At 70.1% G+C, this 8,840-nt stretch carries 9 protein-coding genes and 2 pseudogenes; 2 read left to right on the top strand and 9 right to left on the bottom strand.

Annotation, left to right across the window (positions count from 1 at the left end; genetic code table 11):
- A pseudogene (locus Q0W60_RS16775) lies at positions 1-124 on the top strand (IS630 family transposase); the annotation flags it as partial.
- A gap of 12 nt (positions 125-136) precedes the next feature.
- Here the strand turns inward: Q0W60_RS16775 and Q0W60_RS16770 are convergent.
- Entirely contained in the window at positions 137-2,113 is a 1,977-nt protein-coding gene (locus Q0W60_RS16770; RefSeq protein WP_297697229.1) for a potassium transporter Kup, read from the bottom strand.
- Between the two features lie 82 nt (positions 2,114-2,195).
- Positions 2,196-3,026, bottom strand: a complete 831-nt coding sequence (locus tag Q0W60_RS16765) for a DUF4118 domain-containing protein (RefSeq protein WP_297697228.1) — start codon at positions 3,024-3,026, stop codon at positions 2,196-2,198.
- Between the two features lie 110 nt (positions 3,027-3,136).
- Here Q0W60_RS16765 and Q0W60_RS16760 point away from each other — a divergent pair, with 110 nt between their 5' ends.
- Positions 3,137-3,271: a hypothetical protein gene (locus Q0W60_RS16760; protein WP_297697227.1), complete on the top strand. Its 135-nt coding sequence runs from the start codon at positions 3,137-3,139 to the stop codon at positions 3,269-3,271.
- A 172-nt stretch (positions 3,272-3,443) separates the two neighbouring features.
- Here Q0W60_RS16760 and Q0W60_RS16755 read toward each other — a convergent pair whose 3' ends face one another.
- The 7 genes and pseudogenes from Q0W60_RS16755 to Q0W60_RS16725 form a co-directional block, all read right to left on the bottom strand.
- Positions 3,444-3,827, bottom strand: a complete 384-nt coding sequence (locus Q0W60_RS16755) for a hypothetical protein (protein ID WP_297697226.1) — start codon at positions 3,825-3,827, stop codon at positions 3,444-3,446.
- A gap of 158 nt (positions 3,828-3,985) precedes the next feature.
- On the bottom strand, positions 3,986-4,633 hold the full coding sequence (locus Q0W60_RS16750) for a glutathione S-transferase family protein (RefSeq protein ID WP_297697225.1): 648 nt from the start codon (positions 4,631-4,633) through the stop codon (positions 3,986-3,988).
- A gap of 28 nt (positions 4,634-4,661) precedes the next feature.
- Positions 4,662-4,976: a hypothetical protein gene (locus tag Q0W60_RS16745; protein WP_297697224.1), complete on the bottom strand. Its 315-nt coding sequence runs from the start codon at positions 4,974-4,976 to the stop codon at positions 4,662-4,664.
- A 21-nt stretch (positions 4,977-4,997) separates the two neighbouring features.
- Complete coding sequence (locus Q0W60_RS16740; RefSeq protein WP_297697223.1) at positions 4,998-5,243, bottom strand: hypothetical protein; 246 nt, start codon at positions 5,241-5,243, stop codon at positions 4,998-5,000.
- Between the two features lie 105 nt (positions 5,244-5,348).
- The gene (locus Q0W60_RS16735; protein WP_297697222.1) at positions 5,349-6,848 is read right to left on the bottom strand and encodes an MFS transporter; all 1,500 of its coding nucleotides are present in this window, start codon (positions 6,846-6,848) and stop codon (positions 5,349-5,351) included.
- Between the two features lie 58 nt (positions 6,849-6,906).
- A complete protein-coding gene (locus Q0W60_RS16730) occupies positions 6,907-8,415 on the bottom strand; it encodes an MFS transporter (RefSeq protein ID WP_297697221.1) in 1,509 nt (502 codons plus the stop codon).
- A 229-nt stretch (positions 8,416-8,644) separates the two neighbouring features.
- A pseudogene (locus tag Q0W60_RS16725) lies at positions 8,645-8,840 on the bottom strand (hypothetical protein); the annotation flags it as partial.

Raw genomic sequence — 8,840 nt, 5'->3', positions numbered from 1 at the left:
GCTGCGCAAGGCCGCCGAGCGCTCCGTGGGCGGGCTCTGGGATCGCATCGGACAAGTGCTCGACGCCTTCACACCACAAGAATGCGCCAACTACTTCCGCCACGATGGCTATGCCTCAGCTTGAGCGCCGAACGCTCTAGAGGGTGATCTGGGTCCCGAGCTCGACCACGCGGCCGGGCGGCAGGTGGAAGTAGGTCGTGGGATCGGCCGCGTTCCTGGCCAGGAAGCGGAACAGCTTGCCGCGCCAGGCCGCCATGACGGAGGCGGCGCCGGCGACCAGCGCGCGGCGGGAAAGGAAGAAGGACGTCGCCATGATGTCGAACTTCAGCCCCTGCTTGCGGCTGGCGGCGAGCGCGCGGGGCACGTTCGGCGTCTCCATGTAGCCGTAGTGCAGGGTCACGGCCCAGAAGTTGGCGTCGAGCTGGCGGGCCTCGATGCGGCGGTCTTCCGGGACGAAGGGCATGGGCTCGTTGACGACGTTGAGGATCACGTTGCGCTCGTGCAGCACGCGGTAGTGCTTGAGGCTGTGCATCAGCGCCGGCGGCGCCGTCTCCGGATCGCCGGTCAGATAGACCGCCGTGCCAGACGTGCGCGCCGGCGCGCGGCTCGCGATGATCCTGCGCATGTCGTCGAGCGGCAGGCCGTCGCGCGTGACCTTGGCGCGCAGCGCGTCGGAGCCCTGCACCCAGGTGGCCATGATCAGGCACAGGGCGCCGCCGAGGGTGAGCGGCACCCAGCCGCCGGTCAGCACCTTCAGCATGTTGGCCGCGAAGAAGGTGAGGTCGAGCGTCAGCAGCGGCACGATCAGCGCCAGCGACAGCGGCAGGCTCCATTTCCAGTAGTTGCGGACCACCACGAAGGCCAGCGAGGTGGTGACCACCATGGTGCCGGTGACCGAGATGCCGTAGGCGTGGCCGAGCGCGTCGGAGGAGCGGAACGACAGCACCAGCAGCACGACGCCGGCGTAGAGCAGCCAGTTGATCGAGGCGACGTAGATCTGGCCGGCCTCGGTGGCCGAGGTGACCTTGATGTCCATGCGCGGCAGCAGGCCGAGCTGCACCGCCTGCTGGGTCAGCGAGAACGCTCCGGTGATCACCGCCTGGGAGGCGATGATCGTGGCCACCCCCGAGAGCAGGACCAGGCCGATGCGCCAGCTCCCGGGCGCCATCAGGAAGAACCAGTCGTCGTTGGGCAGGATGCGATGGGCGGCCTGCGCGTGGGCGAGCGCCGTGGAGGCGAGCGCCGCCTGGCCGAAGTAGTTCAGCGCCAGCATCGGCAGCACCAGGGTAAGCCAGGAGAGCTGGATCGGGGCGCGCCCGAAGTGGCCCATGTCGGCGGTGAGCGCCTCGGCCCCGGTGACGGTCAGGAACACCGCGCCCAGCACCACGAACCCGGTGATCCCGTGGGTCAGGAGAAAGCCGATGCCGTAGGTCGGCGAGACCGCCACGAGCACGGTGGGATCGCGCGCCAGCCACCAGAGGCCGAGGCCGCCGATCACCAGGAACCAGACGACCATGACCGGACCGAACAGCCGGCCGACCTTGGCGGTGCCGCGCGACTGGAAGGCGAAGAGGCCCGTCAGGATGACGAGCGAGAGGACGATCACCTCTTGCTGGCCGAACCAGCCCGAGAAGCCCTTCACCGACTTCAGGCCCTCGACGGCCGACAGGACCGAGATGGCCGGCGTGATGATGCCGTCGCCATAGAACAGGGCGGCCCCGATGGCGCCCATGGCGAACAGGAAGACCGTCCGCGTCCTGAGGCTCCGCTGGGCGAGGGCCATCAGCGAGAGCACCCCGCCTTCGCCGTTGTTGTCGGCGCGCATCAGGAAGAGCACGTACTTGACCGTGACCACCAGGATCAGGGCCCAGATCATCAGCGACAGGACACCGATCATCGCGCCGCGAGTCACGCCGGCCTGGGCGGCGTCGGCGAGCGCCAGCTTGAAGGCGTAGAGGGGACTGGTGCCGATATCGCCGAAGACCACGCCCACGCTGGCCAAAGCCAGGGTCCAGAAGCGCGCGCCGGTCGGCGGGCCGTGGCCGGCCGGGTGATTGGCGGGTGCGCTTGGACCTTGCGACTGGGACGCGGCGACGATCGTGTCGCCCGCCATGCGACTCGCTCCGAAGGGCCCGCTCTCAGCGCGGCGGCGCCGCTTTACGCCCGTTGCTGCGCCGCAGCAAGAGCAATCGCCGTCAGCCCCCGGCCGACGTCAGCCCGACCGGCGCCTGGGCCAGCGCCGCGGCGAGGTAGGCCCCGACCAGCTGCACGTGCGGCTCGCGCTCTTCCCTCAGCTTGCCGTCGCCCGACGGGTTGCGAACGCCCAACACCAGGCCGCGGCCGAAGCGGCGGGCGATCGGCCACAGGTCGTATTCCGCCGCGTCGAACGGGAAGGCCTGGGCGCGGGTCGCGCGCCGGTGCTCGAGCGTCCACCGCGCCGCTTCGCCGTCGAAGGCGCTGAGCGCCGCGCCGCCGGCCCCGGCCGCGACCTGCAGGCCCTCGCCCTCTTCGAAGAGCACGATCGCGGCCGCACCGCAGATCTGTGACAGGGTCTCGGCGGCGCAGTCCAGGATCGAGCGGACCGGGGCGCCCTCGATCACCAGGTTCGCGAGCCGCTGCAGCGCCTGGGCGCGGGCGGCGGCGGTCTCAGCCTCGAGCCGGCGGCGGCGCGAGTCGACGGCCGCCGTGCTGGCGATCGCCGCGACCACGAGCAGCAGGCTGAGCGCCCAGACGTCGGCCGGCGAGGCCATGGTCAGCGACCCCTTCGGCTCGGTGAACAGGACATCGAAGGCGAGCGCGCCGGCCACCGCGGCGGCGAGCGCCGGGCCCCAGCCGAAGCTCAGGCCGCCCAGCAGCACCGGCAGCACGAACAGCAGGGCGAGGTCGGAGGCCGGCGCCAGGTGCTCGACGAGAAACCCCGCCAGGGCGGCGACGGCCACCATGGCGAGCGCCGCGCCATAGCCGACGAGCCGCGCGGGGCCGCGGCCGGTCTTGCGGGCGGCATGCAGGCGTAGGACCTTCGCCATGCTGGCGTCTCCGGCGGAAAGCTCGGCCCAGCTTAGTCCGTTCACGGCCCGCAGTCGCCTCGCCCGACGCCGCCGCGAGAACGATCCTGCCGCGCGACCGTTAGTGTGGGATGGCCGACGAGAACCTCCTTGGCGAATCCGTGACCGGAGGGGCCCGGCCGTCGCGCTGGGCGCTGGCCGGCTTCCTCGCCTGCTGCGGCTTCACCGCCGCGGCCCTGTTCCTCCTGGTCCTCAGCCTGCGCTGACCGGCGGTGGCGGCGCGGATGGCGCCGTCCGTCGTTACGCGGCGCCGCCGCGGAGCTCGCGCCGACGATGCGCACGGCGCTCTGGACGCGCGGCGTCCGCGGCGCAGGATCCGATCATTCGAGACGGGCGGGCAGCGGAAATCGACGGGAGGCTAGACCCTGAGGCCGTCTGCTACTTTTTCTTCCACTCGGACTTCGTGAGGTCGTCGGAGCGGGCTGTGCACGCGTCGGCGACCTTGGTGAAGGCGAGCAGGCCCTTGTCGTACTTCCAGTGGTACGCGCCCGTTTCCTCCCCCTTGGCGCAGGCGTCCGGGCCGCTCTTGTCGGTCAGCCGTATTTCATCTCCATTGACCGCATAGATTCCTTCGACTTCCACCACCTTGCCGGTGCTGACGTGAAACTGTCCTTTGTTGTCGAAAGCGATGGTGAGGATTTTGCCCGAATAGACGCCCCTCGGAAAATCGACCGCGCCCCACGCGGGGGCGGTCACGAGCATCGAACACGTCGCCAGCGCCAGGACGCCGAACAGATTTGAGAAGGTTCTGGGTTCGAACATGATGATCGCCCCTTTGGTTCGAAGCTGTATGGCCAGGTGGCCCGTGCGGCGAAGCTATTCCTGGCGAACGGACCTAGCAACGCCGCCATGCAGCCCTGTCGGACGGCCGCGGCGAAGGTCCGGCATCCGACCATCCGGCCCGAGGGCGGACGTTTGCGCTAGCCCTCGGCCTCCGCCTGCTCGGCCCAGCGTCGTGTGGCGTGACAGGCCGCCATGGCGCGCCTGTAGCCGTCGCGGGCGGTGGTGCGCTCGATATAGGTCAATTCGGGTTCGGCCAGGTCGAAGAGTCGGCACCGCCGGACCCAGATCAGGGTGTAGGCGACGGAGATGTCCGCCGCGGTGAAGGTGTCGCCTGCGAGGTAGGGCGTCCGGGCGAGCTGGCGGGTCACGAGGGCCAGCCGGCTCTTGAAGATCTCCACGCCCTCGCGGGCCGTCCAGTCGTTGCGTTCGGCTTCTGGGGCGATGACCCGGCTGAGGCGGGTCATGTACATGGGCATCATCAGGCCGGCTTCGCCCAGGTGCAGGAACTGCTGGTAGGCGGGGAAACCGGGCTCGGCGGGCGCGGGCGCGAGCGGCGTCGGGCCGTAGCGGGCGATGAGGTATTCCATGATCGCGATGGACTCGACCATGGTCGCCTCGCCATCGACGAGGGCGGGAATGTAGCCGGCGGGGTTGACCGCCAGGAACTCCGCATCGGTCTCGACGCCGGCGAGCAGGTCGACGTCGCGCAGGCGATAGGGGAGGCCCATCTCCTCGAGCAGCCAGACGACGCGGAAGCCGCGGCCCTCGCCGTAGATCGTGATCATCTCGCCTCGCCCCCTCGCAGACGGTCCGTCACTTCCAGGACGGCGAGGGCGGAGGCTCCCAGGGGTGAGCCCGCTTCCATGCGTTCAGCCGCAGGACCGCAAGCAGCATCAGGCCAAGCGCGATCACCAGGTAGAGGGCGAAGGCCGCACCGATCGAAACCAGCCAAACGTGAGCGTCTCGTGTTCGGGGCCTGAACAGCAGGGCAGCCAAGGTGAGCAGCGGCGTGAGCATCGTGACGATAGAGAGGATCGCGACAAACCCTGACCGCCGAGCGCCGTCCTGGCCCCACGCTCTGTAGGAGTCCAGATTCTTGATGTTCGCCAGCGCTCTCGGATCTTGCATGGGCCAGGCTCCGGGCGACGGCTAGTGGAGGAGCGCGGGGCGTCCCTTCGGGAGCGGCTGGGCGAGCTCGGCTTCGGACGCCGGCGAGGCGCCGGCCGGCGCGTGGAAGCGGCCGATGAAGCGGAAGCCTTCCCACAGCTCGCAGCCGAACGGGAACTCGGTCTGCAGCGCCCGGCGGATGGCGCGGACGTCGTTCTCCAGGTCGCAGGCGACGGCGTCGAGCAGCCGGCCGGCGGCATCGAAGGGGAATATCTGGTAGTGACGCATGCTTGAGCCTCCGCGTCTCTCGGCTGGCGGCGATGTTACGCCAGCGCAACAGCCGCGACCAAGCGGGGCCGCAGGCGGCGGACCCACAGTTTCGTGAGCGGGACCTCAGACGACGGCGCGCAGCGGCGTCGGAGCCTCCCCTTCGGCGCCAGCCTCGCGGGCCGCTTCGGCCACGGCTTCCGCCTCGCGGACGGTCGCCAGGTTGCGCTCATGCGCCGCCTGGTCGATGCGGTAGAGCAGCCAGGCGGAAATCGAGAGGAACGACAGGGTGGTGGTCACCGGCAGATAGACCCAGACCAGATGCCGGATCAGTCCCGGATCGACGGCGCCGGGCCGGGCCTTGGCCGGGAAATGGACGAACGCCAGCACCAGCCCCGGCATCAGCGCCGACGCCGCAGCCGTCGCCTTGCCGATGAAGGTGTTGGTGGACATCACCAGGCCCTCGGACCGGCGGCCGGTCTTGACCTGGGCGTCCTCGGTGATGTCGGCGATCATCGAGGTGACGACGATGAAGCCCGCGTTGCCGAGGATGCCCCAGGCGAAGCGCTGCAGCATCAACAGCGGCATGAGTGCGGCCTCGCCAGGTCCCGGGAACGCGCCGAGCAGGCGCAGCAGCAGCGGCGCCTGGAGCACCACCAGGCTCGCGAAGAACAGGCTGACGCAGGCCCGCCGCTTGCCGACCCGGCGCGAGTAGGCGGCGGCGACGACGGCGGCGGCGAACGAGGCGACCAGGTTGGTGATCGACAGCACGCCCACCTGGCTGGCCCTCAGGCCCCAGAAGAAGGTGTCGATGTAGAGCGCGAGGCCGGTGTAGAGCCCCGAGGCCAGCCCGCCGAGCAGGGTGCCGGTGAGCGCCACGCCGAGGTTCCAGTTCTTCAGCGTCGCGGCGATCTCCCTGAGATTCTGCAGCAGGCTCGCCCGCCGCTGCGCCGGCCGGTGCAGCCTCGGAATGTGCCCATGGGTGCCGATCGCCGAGACCAGGATGGAGGCCAGCATGATTCCCGCGGCGGTGACCGCCATCGGGCCCCAGGCGTCGGGATTGAGCTGCCCCATCGGGTATTTCGGGGTGGGGCGGAAGAACCAGAAGTAGCCGAGGTTGGCGGCGAGCGCCCCGCCCAGGGTGCCCAGCACCCAGCGGTAGCTCATGACCACGGTGCGGTCGTGGTAGTCGGGCGCGAGCTCCGGGGCGAGCGCCGAGGCCGGCATCTCGTAGAGGCTGATCAGCAGCCGCGCGCCGACGACGAAGACCAGCAGCCACAAGGCTTTCTGCGGCATGCTGAAGCCGCCCGGCGGCGACCAGAGCAGCACCCAGCTGACCGCGATCGGGATCGCCGAGCCGTAGAGGAAGGGATGGCGCCGCCCCCAACGGGTGCGCAGGTTGTCCGAGATGTGGCCGACCATCGGGTCCCAGACCGCATCGACGATCAGCGAGACTGCCAGCGCGGCGGAAACCACCTGGGCCGAGAGCCCGACCACCTGGTTGTAGAAGAACAGGAGCAGCGGCAGGACCGTCAGGTGCACGCCGTAGGAGAGCGATCCGAAGCCGTAGAGGAACTTGGTGCGGAAGTTCAGGCGCTCGGGGGCGGCGGCCGGCTTGGCTGTCACAGAAGCGTCTCCTCGCTGGATCTCAGGGGGCGGCCCGGGGTGAGTTTCATAGCCGCGGCTAGCCGAGGCGTGCGGCTGCGACGGCGTCGGGCGCGATCTCGGCCGCGATCTCGCTCGCGGCCTGAGCTTCGGCCACCGTGGCCAGGTTGCGCTCATGGGTCGCCTTGTCGATGCGGTAGAAGCCCCAGACGGCGATCGACAGGAACGAAAGGATCGAGGTGATCGGCAGGTACACCCAAGCCATGTGGTGGACGATGCCCACGTCGATCGCGCCGGGCCGGGCGTGCGCCGGGAAGCCGACATAGGCCAGCACCAGCCCCGGCAGCAGGGCCGAGACGCCGGTCGTGGCCTTGGTGATGAAGGTGTTGGTGGACATCAGCAGGCCCTCGGCGCGGCGGCCGGTCTTGACCTGCGCCTCCTCGGTGATGTCGGCGACCATCGAGGTCGAGAGTATGAAGCCGCCGTTGGTGAGCGCGCCGGCGACGAAGTGGCTGAGGATCAGGATCGGCATCAGCAGCGCCGCGCCGTTGCCGGGGAAGGCGCCCAGCAGCCGCAGGAGGATCGGCGCCTGGGTGGCCACCACGCAGGCGAAGAACATCGCCATGCAGGCGTGTTTCTTGCCGACCGCGCGGGAGAAGGCGGCCGCGACGAAGGCGCCGACCAGGGACGACACCAGGTTGACCAGCATCAGGACCCCGATCTGGCTCGCCTTCAGGGCCCAGAAGAAGGTGTAGAAGTAGAGCGCCAGGCCGCCGTAGAGCCCGAAGCTGAGGCCGGCGATCAGCCAGGCGGTGAGCGCCACGCCGAGGTTGCGGTTCCTCAGCGTCGCGGCGATGTCGCGAAGGCTGCGCACGACATCGACCTTGCGCGCGGGCGGGCGATGGAGCCTGCGGATGTAGTGGTGGGTGCCCGCCGCCGAGACGATGATGGAGACCAGCGCGATCGCCGCCGAGGCCCAGGCCATGGGCCCCCAGGCGGCGGGGTTGAGCTGGCCCTGCGGATAAGCGGCCGTCGGGCGGAAGAACCAGAAGTTGCCGAGGCTGGCCGCGAGCGCGCTGCCGAGCACGCCCAGGACCCAGCGGTAGCTCAGCACGGTTGTGCGGTCGTGGTAGTCGGGCGCGAGCTCCGGCGCGAGCGCCGAGCTCGGCATCTCGTAGAGGCTGATGACCAGGCGCGCGGCCACGACGAACACCAAGAGCCAGAGGAACTTCTGGGCGGCGTCGAAGGCCGACGGCGGGTGCATCAGGAACACCACCGAGGCGGCGATCGGGACCGCCGAGGCGTACATGAACGGATGGCGCCGCCCCCACGGCGAGCGCAGGTTGTCGGAAAGGTGGCCGATCACCGGGTCCCAGACGGCGTCGATGACCAGTGCGATAGCGAGCGCTGCGCTGACCGCCTGGGCGGAGAGCCCCACGACCTGGTTGTAGAAGAACAGCAGCAGCGTCGTGACCTGGGTGAGCACGCCGTAGGCGATCGAGCCGAACCCGTAGAGGAACTTGGTGCGGAAGTTCAGGCGTGGCGGCGGCGCCTTGGCGTTGGTGGGCTCGTTCGTCCGGGCGTCCACAGACAGGCTTCCTCGCACTTCGCGCCGCGGGTTCCCGGAGCCTGGCCTCAGGGGCCGCGTGTCCCGTCCCTCGTACCGTTTTTTCGAGGCTATGACGGGCTGAATTGACCGACGAGTCAAATCGGTATGATTGCGGCGGGCCGCCGCGGGGGCGGCGCGGTCACAAAGCCGTCGAGATCGGCAATAAAGCTCGCGCCGTGACGCCTGACGATCCCAAGGACGCCAACCCCTACGCGACGCCCAGCGCCTGGCCGCGGCTGCCGCAGGCCCCGATGCGGATCGGCGCGCCCAGGCCGCCGCCGGCCGCGCCGCGGCCGGTCGCGCCGCGGCCCGACCCGTCGCGTCCGGGCATGTCGGAGATCCCGTCCCAGGCCTCGATCCTGACCGGCTCGGCCCTGCCGCTGGGGGCGCCGCCGGCGCCGCAG

Origin of the sequence: Phenylobacterium sp., from assembly GCF_025934275.1 — a bacterium.
Taxonomy (GTDB): domain Bacteria; phylum Pseudomonadota; class Alphaproteobacteria; order Caulobacterales; family Caulobacteraceae; genus Phenylobacterium.
The sequence above is the reverse complement of the archived record's forward strand: the minus strand, read 5'-3'. Positions and strand labels throughout refer to the sequence as shown.

Bases quoted from the DNA above. Each gene is read 5' to 3' on its own strand.
- Q0W60_RS16750 (WP_297697225.1), bottom strand. From the start codon at position 4,633: ATGATCACGATCTACGGCGAGGGCCGCGGCTTCCGCGTCGTCTGGCTG.
- Q0W60_RS16755 (WP_297697226.1), bottom strand. From the start codon at position 3,827: ATGTTCGAACCCAGAACCTTCTCAAATCTGTTCGGCGTCCTGGCGCTG.
- Q0W60_RS16760 (WP_297697227.1), top strand. From the start codon at position 3,137: ATGGCCGACGAGAACCTCCTTGGCGAATCCGTGACCGGAGGGGCCCGG.
- Q0W60_RS16740 (WP_297697223.1), bottom strand. From the start codon at position 5,243: ATGCGTCACTACCAGATATTCCCCTTCGATGCCGCCGGCCGGCTGCTC.
- Q0W60_RS16770 (WP_297697229.1), bottom strand. From the start codon at position 2,113: ATGGCGGGCGACACGATCGTCGCCGCGTCCCAGTCGCAAGGTCCAAGC.
- Q0W60_RS16765 (WP_297697228.1), bottom strand. From the start codon at position 3,026: ATGGCGAAGGTCCTACGCCTGCATGCCGCCCGCAAGACCGGCCGCGGC.
- Q0W60_RS16745 (WP_297697224.1), bottom strand. From the start codon at position 4,976: ATGCAAGATCCGAGAGCGCTGGCGAACATCAAGAATCTGGACTCCTAC.